The organism is Duganella sp. GW821-FHT07F09, from assembly GCF_059418705.1.
This window is the reverse complement of the sequence record NZ_JBWKQJ010000004.1, coordinates 124,379-147,057: the sequence shown is the minus strand read 5'-3', so window position 1 is coordinate 147,057 and position 22,679 is coordinate 124,379. Positions and strand designations below refer to the sequence as shown.

Below are 22,679 nucleotides of genomic sequence, written 5' to 3'. Positions count from 1 at the left end.
AGGATGATTGATAAGGAAGAAAAATCCACAAAGAGGCGCTAGGGGATAAAACCTAAAGAGGCAATTGCTATACGAACTACGGAGCCGTCGCCGACAACCCCTTACACGATTTGACTCTCATGACTACACCAAACCCATCAAAAAAGGAGCTTTTGCATGAACATCAATGAACACTATTCGTTATCAGACACTAACGAAACCCTACACATCGAACTGAAAGAATCGGTCGTGGGCTTGCTGCCCGCTCTAGCTGATATGATTCAACAGGCGGCACTGACGAGAAGAAGTTTTTCCCAGACAGCGCGGGGATTGCGTTTTGGCTGGCTGGACGAACAGAGCAAAATGGGTATCCTCACATTCCTGCAAAAGGTCACCATTGCTGAACTTGTAGAGAGCCACGAGCAGGCCCTTAAACTTCAGGAAGACAGAGAGAAATTTCTTGCTCTTACAGCGAAAGAGTTCGCAGTGCTAATCGAACAAACCTCGAATGGCAAGTTGCACAAAATGGTGGTCGACAAATTCAACCTTCAATTTTCCGTTTCCCAACTGCTGCCTGTTACTCATTTCAGGAAGCTCGCACGGTTGGGCACCTGGGATGGGAAGGCCGAACAGTTCGTTTATTCACTGCCGCTGACGGCCGAAGTGAAGGATAAGTTATTCGACGCTATCTCAGCGCTATCACGCTCGACGAAGTCAGTCACGAAAAAAGACATTGCAGAGCGACGCGAAGCCCGGAAGGCGCGAGAAAAAAACCACTTAGATGTTATAGACGCTGATTTTTGGGAAGCCGCTGAGGACTTTGGCATGGAGAAGGCGCGAGAACTGCAAGCGAAGGGTCGCCTGAGGGACCTGAACCGTGAGTGAGTTCACGGCTTTGTTATGAGCGTCGCATAGAAACAACAAGGAGCATAGCGCTTTCTATGCTCCTTCACGTGTATTGAATGGAAAGAACGGTTCCCAAAGCGCTGGTTCGTCTACTAACCTCTCTAACATCGCCAAGACATGAATCCGATTGCCGCCCAAATCGTAAAAACTGGAAGCTCACGCCAGCCACCTGCTCGACGAATTCATCAAACTTCGAGAGAAGTATGCCCTACTCGCCCCCATGCTCTTCAACGAAGAGGTCGTTCGCGCGCGCGGCTCCTATAAGCAAAGTCGAGGGTTTAATATCCTCCGGCAGTCTTTGTTCTTGTCGTGCGCCCAGGACATCGCCAAACTCTGTTTTGACAAGCACGACTCCACCCCAAGCATACTCAAAATCATCTCAGCAATTCAGGGCGAGCAACTTCGGAACGAGCTTCGAGAAAAATTCGCCAAGTGCACTTCCCCGTCGGTCGAAGAGGAAACGGACCCTCAAGTTCTAGAAGCGCTCGCATTGTTTGAAGCGTGGGAAGAAAGTAAGCTGCGTTCCCAGTTCGAGTCGTTGTGTGTCGAGCTAATGGAGAGCTGGAAAACGCTATCGAATTCCGAAGTTGCAAAAGGCTTTTTGACCATTCGCGACAAAGTCTCCGCTCACACAGAGGTGAGGTTACGTGTGGACCAATACAGGCCTGTCGACATTTCGGAGCTTGGCATTAAGTGGAAGGACATCGCCGTAACCCTGGGCAGTATGAAGCGGTTGGTAGAAGTCATCGGGCTCATCGTCAGGAATGCAGGTTTCGCTTGGGAAGCTCTGGATACACATCTATCAACTGCCGCTGAGGATTTTTGGCAGCTGGAATAGCCTTCGACCTCTCCAAACCAAGATTTTCTCGTGATGACGGCAGAGGCGCAATTCGTTCAGTAGTGGACCTCGATGCATCTCACAGAAAACCTATCTCAGTCATTTCGAATTCGTCGCTGCTGGCGGAATTTCAGTTCCCCCGGCAGGTGTTGTCAGGTCTATTTTTGCATTGTCAATAGCAGTTTTCCGATTATCGAACCCGCGCACCGCCACATAAATGGCACCGAATACCGAAACCAGAACTGTTTCCTGTACACCTGCGTGAGCAGCATATTGGTTCCACGCGATAGTGCCCGCACCAAATGCAAAACCAATCTCGACCCACGCGTACACAAAGAGAAACTCCCTTTTCAGGCTACACATTACCCTCCCGGCAAAAACGCATGAACATCCAAGGATGAAAGCAGAAAGTGTCGGAGAGTCGGCTGGAAGTTGTTCAAGAAAAGTTTGAAGGTATTGATAGACAATATTCGTGCCAAATGCTGTTCCGAGCAAGAGCAGGGCCGAAAAGAGCGCAACACCTAGCGGCCCTGAATCTCGTGGCAAAAATTCAAGAGACTTTGGATTCCGCTCATAGCGCTTCCGCATTCTCTCTAACTCATCGTCACTTTTATCTCTGAACATCATCCCCTCCATTGGTTATGTAGTGTCCACTGAATTATTGCCACACATATGTCCTATCTTTGTTCCAGAATACGTATTCGATGTCACGCGAGACTGCCTCAGCTGCCGCAACGCCGAGTGCTTGGTGGAAAAACATCCGCCTGTTCGCCCAAACCTCCTTAACGTATTCCTCTCCATCAGCACCAGTGAAGACTTCGGCCAGCTGAGAAACATCGAATGCTAGGTCTTGGCCAATTTCCTCAGTGATGAGAAGCATGTACCTTGTAGGAAGAATGGAGCCCTCAGTTCGCTCGCGCGCCCCCACTATAATCGCCTCGATTTTTCTCTGAAAAAGGTCATTGGCGTATTGATGCACACATAGCGACTTTTCTCTCGGTTGCTTCCGCGCCCACTCGAGCCAATCGGCGTGCTTTACCGCCGGGGTCACAAAGGGCTTCAAGTCCGAGCTAGCCCTAGCCTCATCCTCCACTGCATTCCAATCGGCGTAACTTGGTGATACGACGTTGGGATGACGCTTATTGAAATTTTGCCACTCAGTAAAATTAAGTCCAGCAAAGACTGTAGCTACTTTGGGCGATGTCATGATGCCAGTGGAGTTGATACGCGGACGACCATTGGCGAAGAAATCAGATGTCCTTCCAATGGGTGGCGTCGGCATCACGTAGGTGACGCCATCCAAACAAAAAGAAAGGTCGACAACGGGGCCTTTCGTATCTTTCGCACCTACTGGGTCTCGCACGAGGGCATTCATGCGCTTCATTGCGAAAACATCCCACGCCTGCTTCAGTGCGTCGTAATGCTCAAAAGATTTGTCTAGATTTATGGGAACATAGTCGATGGGCCAAAGAAAAAAACTTTCGAAAGTATCGCTGAAAAAGTAAGCGCCAGAAACGATGACAGCATCAATGTCGCTGGTGTCATTCCTCGTGCGCTTGGCTACCAATTCCAACACGGCATCGTGGCTCAATGACGAATACCCGTTGTTTATGACCCATAGTACGGTACCCTTAGAATTGAGTTCTTTCCTAGACTGTTGCAGTTGTTGTCGAGCGGAGCTAACGGCCGTCTTGATGGGACCTTCAATGATTCGGTCGTAAGAGCGCTGGCCTTGCAGGTCCAAGATGCCTCGGTCCAACACGATTGTGGGGCGACAAGGAAATTTTTCGCGGAAGAGCTTCGCGAGCTTCTGCTGTCTCTCAGGCTTGTCCAGCCCCTCATCCTCAAGAATCTTCAGCTCAATGACGTTCGAACCCAGCACAAAATCAGCACCTCGAAATTTCCGTTTATCTGCGTCCGGATGGGCACGCTGTCCTCCAGCGCTTAAAACGACCGCTTCAATCTCAACTTCGGTTAGATGTCGAATCTGAAAAGAAGGCAGGCCCGATGTGGGCTTACTACGTGTGGCAAAGTTCATAGTTTTGGGCTAAATCTGGCGCCGCTTTAGGTTGGACCCGAGTATCAGGCCTGTTGGAAGGAAAGGCGAACGGCTCCGCGCCTCAGCTAATTTTTTCGAAGGTAATGCTCCGGCCGTTAGGTGGGTATATTGAGGTAGAATCCTTCACAACGTACTTCGCAACAACGGTCCCAGCTCCATCAATCTCATCGTACCAAGACGTGTCGGTGTCCTGACTCTTCCGCTGCTTCCATTTGCTGTCCGTTTGCACCAAGTCGTGTGCATCAGGATGCCTAGCTTTCTCTTGTGTTCATCCATCCGAACCTCCCAACATGTAGGGACATAGTAGAGTGCTTTTTACGCGCTCATCTAGGGAAAAATCCCCGGAGAGCATTGACTAGACTTTAACTTATCTGCAAGCTATTGTCATTCATCCGTACTCCAACCTTAGGTGCATCAGCCGATTTCTACCTGTCGGAACCACCTTCCCAAAGTAACCGAACTAGTGAAGATTTGAAGGAACATGTAGCCAGCATGCTCCAAGAGATTTTTGTAAATCGAGCGGCCTCTCTCACCTCATTTCTGCCATCTCACTTTTTAACCTTTGCGCCATCTCCACTGCGTGTTTGGACGTACTGCTTCTTTTGCATCGCAATCTGAAGAGTTTGCCTTGCGCCGCCGGTGTCCATCCATGCCTTGTACATCTCAGTTTCTTTCACGTTGCCTTGGCCAGCTGCGGGAAATGCTTCCTCGCCAATATGCTTAGCAACCCGTGCCATCGACGCAGAAAAAATCGTCAGTAAACCTGATGTTATTTTCGTCGGGTCTTCGCTCGTCGAAGATATTGTCGTGCAGAGTTCTATGCAATGACGGAAAATATCGGACAGCTTCGACATGTCCAGGTCTGGCCCTTTTTCTGCCACGTTGGATATGGCTTCCACCAACGGTTGAATAGCAGCGTCGATTCGCCAGTTCGGGTCGATACGATGCATAGCCTCAGCAACTCGATTTGCCTTTTCGTTTTCTACGCGTTGCAGCTCACGCTCACGCGCGGGACGTATCGCCACAAGCATCACCCTCTCGATTTCCTCATCAGTTAGCGACTCCATCACTTCAAGCGGTATCTCCAACGAGTTCGCAGGGAACTTATGTACGATTTTCACTGTACTCCGCCCGCCTGTACCGCTATTTGGATTAAGGCGGTGGTAAGTGGACTCCAAAAGATGCACCCAATTTCCTCGCTTTCTTATTTGCATTTGCTACCCCATCTAAGTTGAAAATACGTATAGCAACATCTAGAACGACTTAGGTGCCGCACGACACAGTCGAAACAGAAAGATGGTCGTCAGCGTCAACAGATGAGGACACCCTCACCATCGGTCAGCACACATGCGAAGCACCTAAACGCCCTGCCCGATGGCACAAGACATTCAGCTCGACGGCTGTAGCAGGAGGCGTTACACGACGTTCAGGAGTGGGCCTAGTGAGTCGGCTATTCGCGTGTATGAGGCGCAGATGCCATCGAGGCACGGCAAAGAGGGGGCAGTTGCTCGCGGTTGGGGACGGCTGAGGCGGGGCGCAACCCCGCCGACGCGGATGCCATGCCGCATTGAATTTGCTCGAGCACGCGTGCGAGGCAATTGGCGCGGGGCCACGAATTGCGACGGGAGCACATTCGTTTTCGCAATTTGGGGTAGCCAAGACGAGAGGCATGTGGAGGAACGGCTGCGTGCCGACGAACCCATGAAAGTACAGCGGCATAGCCCGAACGGTATGGGTCGGCGGCGGGGTTGCGCCCCGGCGAAGCCGGACGGAGAGCACATTCTCTTCGGTGAACGTAGCGACGAGAACAGAGATGGCGCTCGCCCTAGCGAGCGAGGTGGGATAAGGGGAAAGCACATTTGCCCCCTGCCCGCATCACGCCGTACATCAATGCATTGGAAGCACAGACTACATGCCGCGCCTGTCCCCCTAGGGTCACGTTCCATTGGAGGCAGAGTTGCTATACGACGAAACGGACGAATCGCGCGGGAGGAACCGGCGGGGCGCCCTCCTTCGAATACAATTTGCGACGAAAGGCTTGATGAAACACCCATCCTTGAACACTAGCACCACTTCGAAAGAACACTTTCCCACACGCGCGGAATTGATGCTCACTGCAAAGCGCAGTCCTCCAAAGCACACTATTGCCCACCCGTACACTCAGGTGGTCACTTGCAGCGACACAGCGGTCAATGCGGTTGTAGATAGTGCTGCGCCAGCAAGCCATTCCAAACCGGAAATCGGCGGCACATCGCGCAGATGCCACAGCAAGACAAGGGGCGGTGCACCCTCGCCCAACACGAAGCCTTCCAAACCCTTGGGCATAGTCGAGCGAACAGCCATCGAGACCCTAAGGTGCTTCGAGCGCTTTCGTATTATTAGAACGTTGGATGTCGCGACAAACTGCTTCGCCGAGCGCCCATATACAGCGGCGCAGAAGGCGGCAAGGCGTTCCCTCATATTGCTTCTGAGACGTGGCGCGATTAAAAAATTCTTGAGTGAACATCATCAGACGTTCTATGCGTTGACTAGCGTGGGCGCTGCATATCTCAGGTCAACGGGACTTCAAGCAACGTCGTCCATTGGAAGGGCCTCGGCACTCACAAATCCGACCCATACCCTGTGGATTAATTTTGTGACACTCAGCTTCGAGGCGAGAGGAATCCAAGCATTCACCGAAAGCGAGATTATGCGAATGCTTAGTGCCGGAAAAGGAAGCGTGACTAAACATCAGAGTCGAGGTGTGCTTGAGGTCACGCCATCGCCGAAGCAAGGAAGTGACGCAGACCTAAAATTGAGGAGCAAAAAGGTCACCCTCTTGCCCGATGCGATAGCGACAGAAGATGATGGACTTACTTGGATTGAAGTCGACACAAGTGAGCGCGGTTCATCAAGAATGGCGCGGCTAGTGGGGCTTCTGCACAAAATGGGGAAGGTGCTCAGCACAATCGCGAGTGCGCATCGCATCCCACTGGAACAAGCCGGTTTGAAGCGCGTCTCGATTCATTTTTCCGACACGGGCTACCTAAAACGGATGCGTGCCAAACTGATGGATGTTGTCGATGCCACGAAGGACAACGTTCTAACGGAGAGCGCGAACAACATTAGACTAGTGCATGTTGGCGACGACATTTTTGAGGTGTATCGAGCTGGCGATACGCCCACCGGACAAGCTGATTTTTGCATGGGCTACGTCGTGCTTCAAATGTTGCCTATCGGCCTTCCGGCATTCAAATCGAACTTGCCAAATAAGTCATCTCATCGCCAATGGTTCGAGGGTAACAATCTACCTTATCGGCGCCCGTTGAATTTAGGGCCGTGGTCCGCACCACGGTCAAATCTGTGAATTAGGCGCTCTCCAAATTGTTGCTATACGTTTTAGGAGCGCAATTTTGCAGACTCCTCTTTCTAGAAAAAGGACAAAACAATGCAGGCATTTGCAAACGTAGCAACGGCACCAGAGCGCAAGGTGAGTAAGGTAAGTGGTAAGGGCTACTATGAGTTTAGGGCATGCGAGAGCCAGCGCGGCAAAGATGACTCGCCCTGTTTTTACACCGTGAGATTAATGAAAGATGAGGACCCAGGATTGGCCAAAGGCGAATTCGTCAAGGTCACCGGAAAGCTGAAGGCTGACTATTATTTGTCGCGTGAAGGCAAACCGACTGGTACATTGCTTATCATCGCATTCGAAGCTGCCAAGATTACGAAGCAGGCAGCCGCAGTCGAAGCTGAGGAATCGACACCAGCACAGTAATTCAGACCACCCCACATGGGGTGGTTTTTCATGTGCTCTCAGTGCTGCATTTCATGAAATCGGGGTGAGGTTGCGGGCTTGGATGAACACGCGATTCCTTCCTTTGTTGACGCGAGAAAGAAATCTATTCACCATCATCCGGAGGAGCGGGTGTGATTGAAGCCGAGGTCGAAAGCGCCGCCCATTTTGTGCCTTTCACATGCCATGGCAACGCAGGCTGACGTCGAACTTTTACATGGCGGCCATTCTTGATGTAGTGGCTTTGCAGATAGTCGAAGTGCCGTCTGCGGCCGTGAAACGAATACGTCACTAGAATGGCAATGAGGGGCTTATTGACTCCTTTCCAAGTCTCGAGAATCTTCGCGAGATTTTCGGCATGATGCTCTGACTTGCTGTACCCGATGAAGATAGATACGTCCGCTTGTTCACTCGCGTCAGCCAATTTCTGAATTTCGTTCACCGTTTCTTGCTTGGGCTGCTGCCATTCCCACTCGACTTTCACCCATACAGTTCGGCTTGCATCCTGAATCACGGCATCGGTTCTGCCTCCGCTCTCGAAGCACGTAAACAGTCCCATGAGGTCACTACATTTTTTTACTGCGGACGCAATGTGCGTCGTCCAAACTGCGCGCTTTCCCAAGTCCTCATGTCCTGGGATGACGGGGAAATCTTGGTACCAAAGTGCGTTAAACAATGCGATGAAATCACGCTCTCTCCGTTTCACACACGCTCCCCTCTTGATGGCATCAGCAACTCGCGGACAAAAAAAAGAAACCGCCTTCGCAGGCGGTCAAACGCTACTTGATTATTCAGGAACAGTGGCCAAAACGGAGGTGAAATCTACACCTCGCTCCTTCCACTTCGCCGTCGCCTCAGCAACGAGCTCTGGATTAATTGGTGTCATGGCATCCAGCTGGCCATCGACTGCCTTCAGTGCGTTTTCCAAGTTCTGCTCGGCCTTGAAATCGCCTCCAGAATGGAGTTTTTGTACTAAGGCTTCGCTCACCGCTGCTTGGATTTTTACATATTGGGCAACACGAACATCCTGACCAGAAAGAAGGTTGCCTGCAATGTCTTTGTTCAGGCTGTGAATTATGCGTACTGCGGAAACGACGAGTTTGTTGCTCAAGATGACCTCGATGATTTGTGGGGAGAAATATTGTACCAAGCAAAGTTTACCACATGGAAACTATCCGCTGCCGCAATCGCACGTTACGTAGTAGATTTGTCGGTCGATAATTTGGATGAGGTGTAAAGAACTATTGGGACGTTAGGAGCATGAACCCAGGAGTACCGCAGCAGCATAGAAAGTTGTCGTTCAAATGGCCAAAACTTCAGACGGTGAAACGACCAGGGTTGTGGCGATGGCCTCGATTGGGTCGATACCAGGACACGGGTCCCCTCGCTCAACTCGACCTACATACAGAATATTTAGTCCTGCTACCTCGTACAGCGTCCCTGTGAGTGCCGTAACTGGCGAGCGGCGGCAATTCGGAGCCCCACCTCCGCAATCAGCGCCTGAGATTGTGGAAAAGTGACAACAACCACCCGGCGATTTTTCTCGAACGTCTTTAACGACATGTTATTCAATCCTGCCTCAACCCTCGCGTACAAGGACCGTTTTAGCCCGTCTTATTGGCCACATCTGTATGGCTAAATACTCATATAAATACGGGCCATTCTCAGGTTTGCTGCACACGCCTTTCTCCATATATACTTTTTTTCTATTCCGTCATACGCGTGAAATTGCAAAATTAAATCCACATCCGCCAGATACTTTTAAAATCAATTTTTAAGGGCCAATACGTTTTACAACACGCTTTTTAGGATTAAAATCGGCGCTCATCTAGACTGAATAAAAGTCCTCCTTTAGAGCGACTGGCGGAACAGTGACCGTCAATTCAGTCGATATTAACGAGTACCAACTGGAGAATCCCTATGCTGCACGCAGATGTTGCCTATCAAGCTGATAACAAAGGAAATATCAGCATTACTTTGGAAGCCGCCCCAGGCGGTCTGGCTGCGACGCTGCACATGCAGGAAGCGTCGGACTACAGGTTCTTGACCGGCCATCTGCCGTGGTCGCAATCCGGGTTCGCGATGGTTGCAGCCGCGTTCGCTGAGTTCGCTTCAGAACTGAGCGCTGAAGTGGGGAAGCTCACGGAGTTAGAAATTCGGATTGCTTCAACGTCACGCGTGAGCAGGGACAAAAGCCCGCTCAGTGTCGTTACCCTATCCGGACCTAACGAAACATACAAGCTCATCGTTACCGGACCAGTGCTAGGCATGGTACTACCGATGAACGAGAATGTATGGCCGGAAAACCTATATGCCACCATCCAACGCGCTTTATTGCATTGCGACCCATCGATAGGTAGGGGGCAGACGCCCTCTCCGGCAATTACCGTCTACTCCGGCGGCGCGGAAGGACCTTTCATATTCGTTGACGACGTGCCAGATGATGTGTGGCCATGGTTTGTCGCGCAAACGCGATTAACTAATCCCGCCGCATTAATGCGTAATGGCCAGACTGCGCCAGCATCCGTATATGAGGCATTCCGCTCCGGCAGGTTGTCATGACCATCGATAGCAATCCGACTGAAGTGCCCGACGACTTCCCGCGCGACGCAAGCTTAGCATCGGTTGCAGGTCTACAACCCAAGTTGGCAGTCGTTCGAGATTCGCAGTCCGGTAAGTACGCCGAGAAGAGGGACACTGTCGAGACGGCTATTCGTTTTAGCGTTTGCGAGGACCTGGCGGAACAGCTCGCAGGCAAATGCACACGAAACCGCAGCAGTAAATATTCGCACCTGTCGGAGCAAGAAATTCTTGAGCAATTCCTCAACCGTCTACTCAAATCTGGTTGGGGCACATCGGCAGAAATGGAATGGACGATTCGCCGAACTGCCGAGAAGCTCGGCTGGGCTTGGGCTGGGAAAAAGGAGCAAGTGTGAATCGGGTTATAGACGTGGTTAGGGGATATCTCCTTATCTGCCGTATGTATGGTCGCCCGCTTCTAATCAGCCCGATAAGGCTGTCGGAAATTTTGGATATGGTGTGGCGCGGCGACGAATCATTCGGATTGTATCTAGAATCCATCGGCCTGGAATTCCTGCCGGAAGACCCCCACAGGCTAGTCGCACGCCCTTCGCGCTTCAGCGAGCTAGAAGGCTTCGCTAGAGAGCACTCCGCGCTACCAGAACCGACATCTCGAGTGCTAAGAAAAATCAACCGTAAGGCGAAATAAAATGACCACATTCGATATTGCCAACATGAAGAATACGGTTACGGGAGGTGCGTCGATTGCTGACCGGCGGCCTCTAGTGTTTCTTGACATTGATGACGTGCTTTGCGTGCATCGCACGCTGAACACAACGGATGTATTAGCAGTGTTGGCGAATGATGGAACCGTCGATGCAGACGAGGTATGGCAGCAGATTTTTCATCGACATGCTGTAGAAAATCTGCGCCAACTGGATGATGAATTTCATCCTCGGTATGTAATCAGTTCATCGTGGACGCTGCACCTAGACAAGGAGCAGCTATGTGCCACGTTTGCAGCCACTGGCCTGAGCTTCGTGGCAGACAACTTGCACGAAGTCTGGTGTACGCCCCGAGACGAGGATACATACAGGCTTGTTGAGATTGAAGCGTGGCTCGATGCGCACAAGTGGCGCGGTACGCGTCTACTTGCTCCAGCGCCGTATGCAATCATCGATGACGTGCTCAGTGGGCAGTCGCTCGTTGGTTCGCATCTTGAAAAGCAAACCGTATTTTGCGATGCATCGGGAGGATTTCTGTATCCGCAATTCCAAGCGGCTCGAAAAATTCTTGGCGCAAGCCTAGAAAGGAATAATGGAATTTGAGCTTACGCGCGTACCTCCCTCGCGACTGACGGGAGCCCTTTAATGTGATGACTGGAGTTGTATGAAAATTTTGGGTAACTTCAAATGCCCTCAATGCGGGTGGGTTCATAGCGGTATTTCTGAGGCGGAAGCCATCGCGTCGGTTGCCGAATTCAACAAGTACTTTGAAACACTGAGCCTTGAGGTGCAGGCTGAATTTGGAGGAAAGCCCTCATCACTTGACATGTATAAACATTGCTTCAAATGTGGAGTATCAAATGCACTCTTTCTGCCAGCTGCCCATGGCGACGCGCCTTTCGGATGTACGTTGCAAGTAGTGATTGCGCCAAACCTATCGCACAAGGCCCGCTTGAAAAATTAGACGACGAAAGCGGACGTTCGCTGGGTGCTGTAAGCGCTGCCTTTTCAAAACTCGAGCCGCAATCCAGCGTGTTGCTCAGCGATAGGTCGACGTCTCAGTCATTGGCTGGTCCACGCGGACCCGCCGAAATAGGCTGACCATGGCTGCATTATTTGCCCAAGTGTTTTCGAACGTCTGCTGCCATCACGCCCGCAGTCTTCACAGCACGTTCAAGCTCTTCCTTGCTGACTCCCAGCTCTTGCGTCCAGTACCGGACTTCGTGGTCTTCATGAACATTGATACGTGAGCGGTCCTGGACACCACGGTTTTTGAGGTCATCCGACATAGCAAGCTCCTCCTATCGAAAGTCATAGAGTAGCAGCTGCTGTATCTTTGCTCAGTTAGCTCTCCCACCAAGCCACATCCCTCGACTGCGAGTGCTCAGCCGTTTGAGGAAAATGACATCTAATTGCGATGGCGTTACCAGATGTCACGCTTTAACGACACCATCCAATGGCCCCTCAGAGAAGCCATAGTGACCGCGACCTTCCCGCTTATTCTTCCTTTAGAACATAGGGTATTAGCGCTTCGACAAAGCTGCGCAAACTTGGCGAAGCAGGGTTCTCAAAGTCAATGTACGGAGCAATTTTTTCTGCCCAACTGTATTTGTCGGTGCCCGTTACGTCATTTTTGTTAACCCCGATACAATCTGCTAAAACTTCCCAGGCGCCCACAACAGCATCCGGCCTGACTTGGCGAGCTTTTTGGAGCTTTGCCTTGGGGTATGCGCGTTCTACAGCACGTGGGTCGGCCAAGAACCAGCTTTCGGTTTCCTCTACTGCCAAATGAAAAACTACGTTCTTCGGCTTTCGAGGCAGCCTCGCTAAAAAGACGTTCAGCTCTTCTCGGAACTCATCACAAGGACTATCGTCAGCATCAAGGAGAACGACTACACACGCCTCGTCTCCGAGGTATGAAAGCCCCCTTAGTTTTGCTGGCAATTGGTCAAGCAGTGCTTGATGTTTGGGGTCAGGTTTCCCCAAGATATCTCTTGGCAGCTTGCCGCGACCTTTATGGGGATGAATGCGAAAGTCAACATCTTCTTCAAGCTCGAACTTTCGCGTCAACAGTTCGCGAACTGTAGGAACGTCTGAGCCCCCCTCCACTAAGACCTCCAGGCGATAGGTCATGGATTTCCCACACCGAAGTGATTGCTGTACCAGAGGCTTCCAAGAGGAATTCCTTCATCGAACATCTCTTTCACTCCTGCGATTTCGCCTGCGCAGAACAACTTACTAAACCCGTCTGTATCTTTGTCGAGAATCCAAACTTCGTTTGGAGTTAGCGCATCAACAAAATTTGGGGCATGAGTAGTTATCAGTACCTGAGGGCCTTTTGCCTTCCTAGCAAATTCCTTAAATTCCCTCGCCAAGTCAGCTAGAAGTTGATGGTGCAATCCATTCTCCGGCTCCTCAATGCCAACCAGTGGCGCAGGGTCCGGGTCCTCCATGAGGAGAAGGTATGCCAGCATCTTCAGGGTTCCATCAGACATGTCCTGCTGATAAAAGGGCTCTGCGTATCCTTGACTATGAAATGCCAGTAGCAGCCGCTTGTCCGGCGCTTGTATTGCTTTGATATCGGACAACCCTGGAATTTTCTTTGCAATCCTATCGAGCATCTGCTGAAAGCTTGTAGGATGCTCTCGAGAAATAAATTGCAAATATTTCGCGAGATTTTCGCCCGTTCGATTTAAATGGGAATCTGCGCCTGACATTGGCTGCGAGCGGGCCAGTTGGGGGACAAAATAGGACAGATACCACCCCGACAGGAAGGACCGAAAGGCACTTATCCTTGGGTGGTCAGCCAATGTCCCCAACGTCGCAATGCCTAGCACCTGCCTGTCACCCATCTTTACAGATTCGTGCCGTGTTCCTTCGGCCTGTTCGGAGGACTCGCCCGCCCAAGCTGTACCTATGCCATTTTCAATCGTCAGGAATGAGTGGGGCTGCCCTGAACTCTGCCCTTTCCTCCGCTGTCGCAATCGCTCGTAGGCGACGACCGCTCGGCCGTGCTTGTCGGTATCGATATGAAGGGAATAGCTTATAGGACGCGCATCCGAATTCTGCCGATAGCGGATTTCAAATTTTATTGGCTCAGAGCTGCCTTGCGTCTTCAGGCGCTCTACGCCACCGCGATGTGGTTTATCACATGCGGCCTGAACCCCCTCCTGCAAACAGTCGCCGATGAATCCGAGCGCATCCATCAGGCTGGATTTCCCTGCCCCGTTCGCGCCAATTACCGCCATCAGACGAGGTAAGGCACGGGCCTGGTTGTCAAACGTCTTCCCCAAGGTCACATTTCGCAGACTGCGAAAATTTTGAATTTGGATACCTTCTAAAATTGCCATGTTTTCTCCGGAGTCAGCTTGCGCAGCTCGAGCATGAAATGAATCGTTCCATTCTATCAAGTACACTACTAACTATGAAATTTATGTGGCTCTGGACAATATTCTCGCGCAAGGTTAGTCTGTGGGGGCTCAACCGATTTACCTGCTTTGGCAATTTTCAGCATGGTCGACGGAGGTTTCCTAGGTGGTCTGGCCGTCTTCATCTCCATCGTAAAAATGGCGAAATTCAAACTCAAAATTAAGCTTAACCGCGCGAAAAGGAGCAAGAAATGAAGATTAAAGTCAACCTGAAGTGCAAGTGCAATGGCGTCAAGTCTCTGGGGGTAAAGACGGCAGACCACTGGAGGAAGCTCGTTCTCTTTGTTGAAATTGCTTAGGTAAAAGCAGACTTCCCCCGCCAACAACAAGCGCCCCAGATTGCTGGGGCGCTTCCACATGGGTCTCCTGAGACCGGTGCCGGTTATACAATCTTTCTTCCACAGTCGCGGGTGCAGTTCTAGATGGCTCGGACGCAGACGATTTAGACGGTGGTCGCTGTCTCTAACGAAGACAGTTTGATTCATCCTCAACATAGTAGGAAAAGCATTCGATTCAGGATGCCATTCCAGCAACAATATCCACCTTGCATGACCTATAGCTGGGCGACTGTACCGTGCACGAGCAAGCAAAAGTAAGAGCGCCGTACAGACAGCGTTAGAACACGGGTGGGATTCTTCGCTCCTCGCGGACCTTCTCGTTCGCACGAGTCCCCATCTAGACCACGGAATTATCAAAGCACAAACAAATCATCCTTGTGCAAATTGCGCTTCGGGCCATATACTGTTTATACATACAGTATTTTCCTCGATTATTACAAATAAATTATGATTTCCCCGCCGTTTGAACAGTCCGCCGTCGCACAGCAAGCAGCTGAGGCCGCGCTACGCCATGTGTGGCGCGCGAGCGAGCTAAGTCGCAGTCGTACTCTGTCCTCGCCCTCAGGGCACGTTAAATTGGATTTGGAGCTACCTGAAGGGGGATGGCCGCAGTCAACAATGGTAGAGCTGCTGTTGCAGCAATCTGGCATCGGAGAAATGCACCTTCTCCAACCTGCGTTAGCCGCGCTTTCGAGAACAAGGCGGGTTGCGCTAATCCAGCCTCCCTACTTGCCTAACTCAGCGGCGTGCAAATTCTTAGACCTGACATGCCCGAACCTGCTATGGGTCAGAGCGCCTGTAACCGCTGATGCACTGTGGTCCACAGAGCAAATTTTACGGAATGGCAGTTGCGGCGCTGTGATGCTGTGGCAGAAAAATATCCGTAACGAGTCGCTACGGCGTCTTAATCTTGCGGCGCAGGCCACCGATACAACATTCTGGCTTTTACGTCCTCTAAGTGCAGCTGCGGACGCATCACCTGCCTCGCTTAGGTTAACCCTACGCCCTGCCGCTGGCGGGATTTCAGTGGAAATTATCAAACGTCGTGGCCCTCACCACGACGAGCCTTTATTTGTTCAACTGGCCCACATGCCAGCGCGTCAACGATTCTTGGATGACCAAAATGCGGTTCTGGTTCAGCGTACACCTTCCACTATTACCGCTCGAGTGCGTCAGGCCGCGCTGGTGTGAACCTGCGCCATATGCTGTCGTTGAGAAGGGCAAGGTAATTTCTGTATCGCGCGAGGCTTTTGCATCGGGGGTACGGGTGGGTATGCGTCCAGGTGGCGTATCTACGGTGGCGCCGTCCACAACCATTCTTGAGCGAGACCTACACCGAGAAGAAATCGCACTGAATGCTGTCGCGCTGGCCCTGCTTCAATTCACACCAGAGGTTACTCACGAAGCGGACTTCAGCCTCCTGCTCGATGTGACCGCTAGTTTGCGCCTCTTCCGAGGCCGCTCGGCCATCAGCCGACAGATTCGAGCGAGTACTCAGGCTTTAGGCCTAACAGTGCGTCTAGGTACAGCGCCTACTGCGATGGGGGCTTGGTTGCTTGCTCGTCTGCGCCTGGCCAAGCGGCAGTTGACCTTACGCCGCACTGTAAAGATGAGTTCTTTGGAGCGCCAGTTAGACCGCATTCCCTGCGAATACCTGCCCGCAGCAGTCGAACACCTTGAATGGTTAGAGGGCATCGGGGCAACGAATTTGGCGGCACTGCGGCGCCTGCCGCGACAGGGTATTCAGCGTCGCATGAGCAAGCGAGTTCTGGACGAATTGGACCGAGCCTATGGCCTGGCGCCTGAGATGTTTCGGTGGGTAGTGGTACCTGAGACCTTCGTGGCGCGCATTGAGACGTTCGACCGTGTCGAACATGCAGACGCCCTCCTAGACGGTGCCACGGGCCTCCTACAGCAGTTTGTAGGATGGTTGGCAGCGAAGCAGCACGCCGTTAGCGCTTTCGCCTTGATGCTTGAGCACGAGAGGGGACGCGAAGCGATACCCCCCACAGAGGTGGAAATCCGACTGGGCGAACCTACTTGGCGAATCGACCATATGATGCGCCTGCTAAAAGAGCGACTTGGTCGGGTCGAGCTCGTCGCTCCAGTTATCGCCGTGCGACTTGAGGTTCGGCTACTTGCCGAAATGGTGCCGCCCACGGAAGACCTGTTCCCCGAGCCTAGCGGAAGCCCGGCCGACTTCAAGCGATTGCTTGAGCTTCTCAGCGCACGTCTCGGCCCTGAAAATGTTCTCGTACCAGCAGAGACCCACGACCATCGTCCTGAGGCATCAAATACTTGGGTGCCTGCCACGGAGAAGACCGTGAAACCTAACGAAATCGACGAATTATTTGAACGGCCATTCTGGTTGCTCGACAAACCGATTGAGCTCTTGGTTCGTGGCGACCGCCCGTTTTATAACTCGCCGTTAAAAATTTTGAAAGGGCCGGAACGAATCGAAGCGGGATGGTGGAACGACCAGTTGGCAGCTCGCGACTATTACATCGCGCAGGCGTCAGACTCGTCCTGCTATTGGATTTATTTGGAGCGCGTCCCTAACGGGCGCTGGCACCTGCACGGAATGTTCTGAAGATGAACGACAAAAAACCACAGAGCACTTTGCCGGAATACGCGGAACTTCAGTGCGTCACGCACTTTTCTTTTCTACGTGGCGCCTCGCCGCCTGAACTTTTGGTTCAACGTGCTGCGCAGCTGGGCTACACGGCTCTAGCCATCACCGATGAATGTTCTCTGGCCGGTGTGGTAAAAGCGCATGTGGAAGCGAAAGAGCACAACCTGCATCTGATAATTGGCAGCCGGATGTTGGTGACGCCCGAGGATGGCTCACCTGCATTCACGGTGCTGTTCTTGGCGATGAACAGAAACGGATATGGGAATCTGAGCGAGCTAATCACCGTCGCACGCACACGCGCGACCAAAGGCAATTACCTTGTCCGGCCAAGGGACATTGCTAGCCCTGAAGTCGCGCTCGCACACCTGAAAGGTCTCCCAGACTGCCACCTTATTTTGTGCCCGAAATACAAAGCACCGTATGAAGAAGTCGAGCGCCAAGCTGAATGGCTAGTCCGCAGTGCGCCTGGTCGGGCACGTATAGCGCTGACCCTCCACTATCGCGCAGAAGATGATAGACACCGGACAATGACTGAGGCTATATCTTCCGAGTTCAGTCTTCCTATTGTCGCGACTGGCGATGTGATGATGCATGTCAGGTCGATGAAGGTAGTGCAGGACACGATGACAGCCATACGTCACAACACGCCAATCTCTCAGTGTGGATATCGCCTTGCATCAAATGCCGAAGCACATCTCAGGTCCCGGCTGCGCTTGGGGAATTTGTACCCGCGTCAAGCGTTGGATGAAACGATACGTGTTGCTCAGTCGTGCACGTTCTCTTTGGACGAACTCAAATACGAGTACCCTGGCGAGATTGTGCCGGAAGGCAGGACCGCTACCGACTACCTACGAGAGCAGGCATATATCGGGGCGCACTGGCGTTACCCCAAGGCGATTCCGCACAACGTTCATGCGCAGCTGGAGTATGAACTTGAGCTTATCGCGGAAATGAAATACGAGCCCTACTTCTTGACCGTGTTCGACATCGTTCGATTCGCTCGTTCGCAAAAAATTCTATGCCAAGGGCGAGGCTCTGCGGCAAACAGTGCGGTGTGCTACTGCCTGGGAATTACCGAGGTCGACCCGTCGCGCGGAACGCTCCTGTTCGAGCGGTTCATCTCACGAGAACGAGATGAACCGCCGGACATTGACGTGGATTTCGAACATCAGAGACGGGAAGAGGTCATTCAATACATCTATCGGAAATACGGGCGGACTCGTGCAGCATTGACAGCCGTCGTCATCTCATATCGGCCTCGCAGTGTAGTTCGAGATGTCGGCCGTGTGCTGGGTGTCGACCTATCCGTAGTCGACAAAGTGGCTAAGTCTTCTCACGGCTGGGGCGGGCAATCTGACCTCCAGCAACGTCTGCTCACTTGCGGGTTCGACCCAAACTCGCCAGTCGCTGAAAAATGGGGATACATCGCTGAACGAATGATGCGGTTTCCGCGCCATCTTTCGCAGCACCCAGGTGGCTTTATAATTTCTCGTGGGCCCTTATCCAGATTGGTTCCGATTGAAAACGCCGCGATGGCGGAGCGCACTGTAATCCAGTGGGACAAGGACGACATCGACGCCATCGGCTTGCTGAAGATAGACATTCTCGCGCTGGGAATGCTATCTTGCTTGTCGCGTACCCTAGAACTGATTTCCCAGCAACGCGGGGAACGTTTCGAGCTAGGCGACATCCCTCATGAAGACCCAGCAACCTACGCCATGATTTCCAAGGCCGATACGGTGGGCGTGTTCCAGATTGAATCCCGCGCGCAGATGTCGATGCTGCCACGCATGCAGCCGCGTGAGTTCTACGACTTGGTCATTGAGGTAGCCATCATCCGACCTGGACCTATTCAGGGGGGGATGATTCATCCATATCTCCGGCGCCGTCGCGGTGAGGAACCGGTGGCTTACCCGAGCCCCCAAATCGAGGCGGTACTAAAGCGAACGCTGGGTGTTCCAATATTCCAAGAGCAAGTGATGTCTATCGCCATGGTTGGCGCAGGGTTTACGCCAGGTGAAGCGGACCGTCTACGCCGGGCGATGGCGGCCTGGAAGCGAAAAGGCGGCCTTGAGCAGTTCGAAGAGCAATTGATGAGCGGCATGGCCGCGCGTGGATACACCACAGAGTTTGCCACATCCATAGTCGGCCAAATTCGAGGGTTCGCAGAATATGGTTTCCCCGAATCACATGCCCATTCGTTCGCCCTACTCGCCTACGCCAGCAGCTGGCTCAAGTGCCACCACCCCGCCGAATTCCTAACCGCATTGCTCAATAGCCAGCCCATGGGGTTCTATAGCCCCTCATCGCTCGTACAGGACGCGCGGCGACACCGAGTGGAGGTCAGGCCGGTCGATGTATCTTCAAGCGCCTGGGAGGCCACTCTAGAGCATTCCGATACAGCGTTACCTGCTGTCCGATTGGGGCTAAATAATATCAAGGGCATGGAGCGCGAAGCCGCTTGGCGTATTGAGGAAGCCCGAGCCGCGCGACGCTTCGAAAACGCGAGAGACTTGGCAATGCGCGCAGACCTTACAGCTGCGCATATGAAAGCACTCGCTTCTGCAAACGCGTTAGCCTCACTCACCGGCAATCGCCGCACGGCGATGTGGAATGCGGCAGCCAGCGTTCCAGACAGGGGGCTTTTAAAAGAAGCAGGAATTGCTGAGCCGATGCTTGAATTGGCGGCGCCGACAGAAGGCGAGGATATCGTAGCCGACTATCGGCACATTGGTTTAACGCTCGGACGTCACCCTCTTGCACTGCTTCGCGAAAAGCTCTACAAGATGAGGTTCACTCCCTCTGATGTACTGAACACTTTCCAAGACGGCCAGCTCGCACGTGGATGTGGAATCGTCACAGTCCGCCAGCGCCCGGAAACGGCCAACGGCGTGATTTTCTTGACACTTGAAGACGAATTCGGAACCATCAACACCATTGTTTGGCCGACTCTCATCGAAAACCAACGGCGTGAGTTGATGACCTCCCAGCTGCTAGGCGTGTACGGTGTGTGGCAGTCGAAACAAGGCGTCCGCAACTTAATTGCTAAGCGCCTTGTCGATTGCTCTCACCTTCTCGGTGAACTAGAAACGCGTTCAAGGAATTTCCACTGACAGACAGTCAGGTGCACTGCGAAATAGTCCTTTTCGTTAGTTACTTAGCTAGGAGAGTCACATGTGCGTCAACTACATAACGGTTAGCCGCCAGATGGCCTTCGATTGGTTCCGCACTCCCATCGAGGTCAACGACGACTGGCGTGACGAAATCTATCGAGACAACAAGGCGCCGTTTATCATTCATGATGACCAAGGGCGACGAAAGGGAATGGTAGGCACCTACGCCTTCGTCCCGCAAGACCATCGCCCCTTCAAGAAGCTCACTGATGAAGACCAAGCAAAGTACGCTCGGGCAGTTGAGAAAGCAAAGGCCCAAGGAAAAGAACCTCCCGGCCCACCACGCATTCCGATGGAGACAATGAATGCCCGGTTCGAAGAAGTCACCGGTAAGGTGAACTACAAACGCTTTTGGCTTCAACAACAGCTTTGCATCGTTCCCGCGTTGACAGTGTTTGAGCCGAACTGGGAGACAGGCAAGCATGAAAGATGGGCCATCGAACTGGCTAGTGGTGAGCCGTTCGCATTGCCTGGTATGTGGCGGACTTGGGAAGAGAAGGACGGCACTGTCAAAAACACCTTCACTCACTTTACCCTTAACGCAAACGACCATCCTCTGTTGAAGCGGTTCCACTCAGATAAGGAAAAGCGTGGTGTCGCCATCCTTCGTCCCGAGGACTACGACGACTGGTTGAGCTCCGAAAATCCGGAATTTGCGCGAGCACTCGTCCAGCTCTATCCCGCTGAACTTCTGCAAGCGCGACCAGCACCGAAGGCTGCGAAAGAAGAGAGGATGCCAGACACTACAACCAAAACATCAGACCACTTAGGACAAGTCGACCTATTTTGAACCGCTCATAAAGTCTCATGACTCCCCATGTTCCGAGGTTTCGGAAATTTCAACCGAGACCGCAAGCAGAACTTGAAAGTATTTTACGTCAGGTCAGACTGGCGCAAGCTACAGTGCAACTTTTTTCTAGACTTTTCTATAATTTTATCGCAGTATGCGTATTCCTATCTATCGAATTCTTTAGCATCACTTACACTCGTCTCCTTTAAAGTTACTCACACTAACCCTAATAAAAAATTCAAACATGATTTGCATTGAATGCGTGACACCATCGCCCTTAAAAGTTTTTATCCAAGCGCACGGAACCAATAACGAGTGCGGCTATTGTAAAAGCGCGCAGCCTTCGGTGGAAAATCGCGTTTTGTTCGAGCACATCTTAAAGCTTGTAGACGAAAACGTGGCAATGGAAGACGACCTTACTTCATTTGAGTCAGGTATGCTCTACCATTGTGGCTCCGACATGATAGATATTGAGGCTATCGATAGAGTTCTGGGTGATTGGATGGAACTATACGAGGAGAAGTATTTTGATGACCTAATCGCATTTGTCCCGCCACGTTACATCAAGAATGACAGCGGAGAAGACCGACATTTCTATTATGATGACGGTACACTTGAAAAAAATCTTTACGAGGCGCGCTGGGAATCGTATGTCGATGATATTCGTCATTCCTACCGTTTCTTTAACCCCCGCGCCGGTGATTTTTTAGAAAAAATATTCGGATTCCTATCCAACTCCGATAACACGTTGAAAGAAGAATGCGTTCGGACTGTTAACAAAGGTGAATACTTGTACCGAGCGCGCCTTGCGCCCAATAGCGATAGTGGTAATAGGATGATGGAAAGGCCCATTGCCGAATTTGGCCTAGCCCCAAAGGAGCGGGTCGGCAGCCAGCGAATGACGCCCCACGGTATTCCAGCACTGTACTGCGCATTCGAACGGGATACCTGCCTGAGCGAAATCCGGTCAATCACTGGTGATATAGTCGCGAGTGCGGCGTTTACTCCCACCCGAACGCTGCGGCTTCTTGACCTGACGAAGTTGGAAAAGATTGAGGGACCTAAGCTATCGTTGTTAGAGTCGGGTTATCGCGACAGCATTAATCTACAAACCTTTATACGTTCGCTGGTCCGAAAGATGTCGAGGCCAAAGGGTCGTAGTGATGAACTACTTTACTTATCAACTCAGGTTGCTTTCGAATTTTTACGACTTAAGTTTTCTGCGGTTGTGCATGGTCTTGTTTTCCCATCTGTGCAAACGGGTGAGCAAGGAACGAATCTAGTCTTGTTTCCAGAATTCTGCAAAATCAGTGACAAAGAATTTGAGCTAAATGGTTTCGAGGAGGCAATGACTTTCGACGAAAAATTTGGGAAAAATGCTTATCTCGCCTTTGTCTGTTCTTCTATCGAGTTTCACAAAATCAAAGCAATACACACTGTCGCCGAATCATTTGACCACCCTATGGAGGCCTACCTAAGTGATACGGAAAGGGGACGGCTTCCACACTGAACTTTTCTC

General features: G+C 51.9%; 21 protein-coding genes. 13 read left to right on the top strand and 8 right to left on the bottom strand.

Annotated features, from left to right (window positions below):
- The first annotated feature begins 156 nt into the window (after nucleotides 1-156).
- Both AC07P1_RS12240 and AC07P1_RS12235 read left to right on the top strand, forming a co-directional pair.
- Nucleotides 157-864: a hypothetical protein gene (locus AC07P1_RS12240; protein WP_494696079.1), complete on the top strand. Its 708-nt coding sequence runs from the start codon at nucleotides 157-159 to the stop codon at nucleotides 862-864.
- Nucleotides 865-1,033: 169 nt separating this feature from the next.
- Entirely contained in the window at nucleotides 1,034-1,723 is a 690-nt protein-coding gene (locus AC07P1_RS12235; RefSeq protein ID WP_494696456.1) for an AbiU2 domain-containing protein, read from the top strand.
- A 99-nt stretch (nucleotides 1,724-1,822) separates the two neighbouring features.
- On the opposite strand, the gene AC07P1_RS12230 is transcribed toward AC07P1_RS12235, so the two are convergent.
- The 3 genes from AC07P1_RS12230 to AC07P1_RS12220 form a co-directional block, all read right to left on the bottom strand.
- Nucleotides 1,823-2,347 (bottom strand): hypothetical protein, encoded by a 525-nt coding sequence (locus tag AC07P1_RS12230; protein WP_494696078.1) that lies wholly within the window; start codon nucleotides 2,345-2,347, stop codon nucleotides 1,823-1,825.
- A gap of 34 nt (nucleotides 2,348-2,381) precedes the next feature.
- Nucleotides 2,382-3,761, bottom strand: a complete 1,380-nt coding sequence (locus AC07P1_RS12225; protein WP_494696077.1) for a hypothetical protein — start codon at nucleotides 3,759-3,761, stop codon at nucleotides 2,382-2,384.
- A gap of 569 nt (nucleotides 3,762-4,330) precedes the next feature.
- On the bottom strand, nucleotides 4,331-4,903 hold the full coding sequence (locus AC07P1_RS12220; protein WP_494696076.1) for a hypothetical protein: 573 nt from the start codon (nucleotides 4,901-4,903) through the stop codon (nucleotides 4,331-4,333).
- Nucleotides 4,904-5,823: 920 nt separating this feature from the next.
- Here AC07P1_RS12220 and AC07P1_RS12215 point away from each other — a divergent pair.
- Both AC07P1_RS12215 and AC07P1_RS12210 read left to right on the top strand, forming a co-directional pair.
- Nucleotides 5,824-7,128, top strand: a complete 1,305-nt coding sequence (locus AC07P1_RS12215) for a hypothetical protein (RefSeq protein ID WP_494696075.1) — start codon at nucleotides 5,824-5,826, stop codon at nucleotides 7,126-7,128.
- Between the two features lie 81 nt (nucleotides 7,129-7,209).
- Nucleotides 7,210-7,536, top strand: coding sequence for a single stranded DNA-binding domain-containing protein (locus tag AC07P1_RS12210; protein WP_494696074.1), 327 nt, complete (start codon nucleotides 7,210-7,212; stop codon nucleotides 7,534-7,536).
- Nucleotides 7,537-7,660: 124 nt separating this feature from the next.
- On the opposite strand, the gene AC07P1_RS12205 is transcribed toward AC07P1_RS12210, so the two are convergent.
- Nucleotides 7,661-8,260: a hypothetical protein gene (locus tag AC07P1_RS12205; protein WP_494696073.1), complete on the bottom strand. Its 600-nt coding sequence runs from the start codon at nucleotides 8,258-8,260 to the stop codon at nucleotides 7,661-7,663.
- A gap of 81 nt (nucleotides 8,261-8,341) precedes the next feature.
- Nucleotides 8,342-8,665 carry a hypothetical protein gene (locus AC07P1_RS12200; RefSeq protein ID WP_494696072.1) on the bottom strand — a complete coding sequence of 108 codons (324 nt, stop codon included), beginning with the start codon at nucleotides 8,663-8,665 and terminating at the stop codon, nucleotides 8,342-8,344.
- A gap of 809 nt (nucleotides 8,666-9,474) precedes the next feature.
- On the opposite strand from AC07P1_RS12200, the gene AC07P1_RS12195 reads away from it, so the two are divergent.
- The 4 genes from AC07P1_RS12195 to AC07P1_RS12180 all read left to right on the top strand — a co-directional run bounded on the left by AC07P1_RS12195 (nucleotide 9,475) and on the right by AC07P1_RS12180 (nucleotide 11,763).
- Entirely contained in the window at nucleotides 9,475-10,116 is a 642-nt protein-coding gene (locus tag AC07P1_RS12195; RefSeq protein WP_494696071.1) for a hypothetical protein, read from the top strand.
- Nucleotides 10,113-10,490 (top strand): hypothetical protein, encoded by a 378-nt coding sequence (locus AC07P1_RS12190; RefSeq protein ID WP_494696070.1) that lies wholly within the window; start codon nucleotides 10,113-10,115, stop codon nucleotides 10,488-10,490. The genes AC07P1_RS12195 and AC07P1_RS12190 overlap by 4 nt, the downstream gene beginning before the upstream one ends.
- 294 nt (nucleotides 10,491-10,784) lie before the next feature.
- Entirely contained in the window at nucleotides 10,785-11,402 is a 618-nt protein-coding gene (locus AC07P1_RS12185; RefSeq protein ID WP_494696069.1) for an HAD domain-containing protein, read from the top strand.
- A 61-nt stretch (nucleotides 11,403-11,463) separates the two neighbouring features.
- Nucleotides 11,464-11,763, top strand: coding sequence for a hypothetical protein (locus tag AC07P1_RS12180; RefSeq protein ID WP_494696068.1), 300 nt, complete (start codon nucleotides 11,464-11,466; stop codon nucleotides 11,761-11,763).
- A gap of 148 nt (nucleotides 11,764-11,911) precedes the next feature.
- On the opposite strand, the gene AC07P1_RS12175 is transcribed toward AC07P1_RS12180, so the two are convergent.
- From AC07P1_RS12175 to AC07P1_RS12165, 3 genes are all read right to left on the bottom strand, one after another.
- On the bottom strand, nucleotides 11,912-12,088 hold the full coding sequence (locus AC07P1_RS12175) for a DUF3606 domain-containing protein (RefSeq protein ID WP_494696067.1): 177 nt from the start codon (nucleotides 12,086-12,088) through the stop codon (nucleotides 11,912-11,914).
- A 208-nt stretch (nucleotides 12,089-12,296) separates the two neighbouring features.
- Nucleotides 12,297-12,932: a DUF4276 family protein gene (locus AC07P1_RS12170; RefSeq protein WP_494696066.1), complete on the bottom strand. Its 636-nt coding sequence runs from the start codon at nucleotides 12,930-12,932 to the stop codon at nucleotides 12,297-12,299.
- Nucleotides 12,929-14,149, bottom strand: a complete 1,221-nt coding sequence (locus tag AC07P1_RS12165; protein ID WP_494696065.1) for an AAA family ATPase — start codon at nucleotides 14,147-14,149, stop codon at nucleotides 12,929-12,931. Before AC07P1_RS12165 ends, AC07P1_RS12170 begins: the two co-directional genes overlap by 4 nt.
- A gap of 863 nt (nucleotides 14,150-15,012) precedes the next feature.
- On the opposite strand from AC07P1_RS12165, the gene imuA reads away from it, so the two are divergent.
- The 5 genes from imuA to AC07P1_RS12140 all read left to right on the top strand — a co-directional run bounded on the left by imuA (nucleotide 15,013) and on the right by AC07P1_RS12140 (nucleotide 22,670).
- On the top strand, nucleotides 15,013-15,756 hold the full coding sequence (gene imuA / locus AC07P1_RS12160) for a translesion DNA synthesis-associated protein ImuA (protein WP_494696064.1): 744 nt from the start codon (nucleotides 15,013-15,015) through the stop codon (nucleotides 15,754-15,756).
- The gene (locus AC07P1_RS12155; RefSeq protein ID WP_494696063.1) at nucleotides 15,680-17,155 is read left to right on the top strand and encodes a Y-family DNA polymerase; all 1,476 of its coding nucleotides are present in this window, start codon (nucleotides 15,680-15,682) and stop codon (nucleotides 17,153-17,155) included. Before imuA ends, AC07P1_RS12155 begins: the two co-directional genes overlap by 77 nt.
- Nucleotides 17,156-17,157: 2 nt before the next feature.
- Entirely contained in the window at nucleotides 17,158-20,310 is a 3,153-nt protein-coding gene (locus tag AC07P1_RS12150; RefSeq protein ID WP_494696062.1) for an error-prone DNA polymerase, read from the top strand.
- Nucleotides 20,311-20,371: 61 nt separating this feature from the next.
- A complete protein-coding gene (locus AC07P1_RS12145; RefSeq protein ID WP_494696061.1) occupies nucleotides 20,372-21,160 on the top strand; it encodes an SOS response-associated peptidase family protein in 789 nt (262 codons plus the stop codon).
- Nucleotides 21,161-21,404: 244 nt separating this feature from the next.
- Nucleotides 21,405-22,670 (top strand): RES family NAD+ phosphorylase, encoded by a 1,266-nt coding sequence (locus AC07P1_RS12140; RefSeq protein WP_494696060.1) that lies wholly within the window; start codon nucleotides 21,405-21,407, stop codon nucleotides 22,668-22,670.
- Nucleotides 22,671-22,679: the final 9 nt, after the last annotated feature.

Coding starts and splice junctions, on each gene's coding strand:
- AC07P1_RS12145 (WP_494696061.1), top strand. CDS start 20,372: ATGTGCGTCAACTACATAACGGTTAGCCGCCAGATGGCCTTCGATTGG.
- AC07P1_RS12190 (WP_494696070.1), top strand. CDS start 10,113: ATGACCATCGATAGCAATCCGACTGAAGTGCCCGACGACTTCCCGCGC.
- AC07P1_RS12155 (WP_494696063.1), top strand. CDS start 15,680: ATGACCAAAATGCGGTTCTGGTTCAGCGTACACCTTCCACTATTACCG.
- AC07P1_RS12225 (WP_494696077.1), bottom strand. CDS start 3,761: ATGAACTTTGCCACACGTAGTAAGCCCACATCGGGCCTGCCTTCTTTT.
- AC07P1_RS12180 (WP_494696068.1), top strand. CDS start 11,464: ATGAAAATTTTGGGTAACTTCAAATGCCCTCAATGCGGGTGGGTTCAT.
- AC07P1_RS12240 (WP_494696079.1), top strand. CDS start 157: ATGAACATCAATGAACACTATTCGTTATCAGACACTAACGAAACCCTA.
- AC07P1_RS12195 (WP_494696071.1), top strand. CDS start 9,475: ATGCTGCACGCAGATGTTGCCTATCAAGCTGATAACAAAGGAAATATC.
- AC07P1_RS12165 (WP_494696065.1), bottom strand. CDS start 14,149: ATGGCAATTTTAGAAGGTATCCAAATTCAAAATTTTCGCAGTCTGCGA.
- AC07P1_RS12185 (WP_494696069.1), top strand. CDS start 10,785: ATGACCACATTCGATATTGCCAACATGAAGAATACGGTTACGGGAGGT.
- AC07P1_RS12150 (WP_494696062.1), top strand. CDS start 17,158: ATGAACGACAAAAAACCACAGAGCACTTTGCCGGAATACGCGGAACTT.
- AC07P1_RS12170 (WP_494696066.1), bottom strand. CDS start 12,932: ATGACCTATCGCCTGGAGGTCTTAGTGGAGGGGGGCTCAGACGTTCCT.
- AC07P1_RS12230 (WP_494696078.1), bottom strand. CDS start 2,347: ATGTTCAGAGATAAAAGTGACGATGAGTTAGAGAGAATGCGGAAGCGC.
- imuA (WP_494696064.1), top strand. CDS start 15,013: ATGATTTCCCCGCCGTTTGAACAGTCCGCCGTCGCACAGCAAGCAGCT.
- AC07P1_RS12140 (WP_494696060.1), top strand. CDS start 21,405: ATGATTTGCATTGAATGCGTGACACCATCGCCCTTAAAAGTTTTTATC.
- AC07P1_RS12175 (WP_494696067.1), bottom strand. CDS start 12,088: ATGTCGGATGACCTCAAAAACCGTGGTGTCCAGGACCGCTCACGTATC.
- AC07P1_RS12215 (WP_494696075.1), top strand. CDS start 5,824: ATGAAACACCCATCCTTGAACACTAGCACCACTTCGAAAGAACACTTT.
- AC07P1_RS12210 (WP_494696074.1), top strand. CDS start 7,210: ATGCAGGCATTTGCAAACGTAGCAACGGCACCAGAGCGCAAGGTGAGT.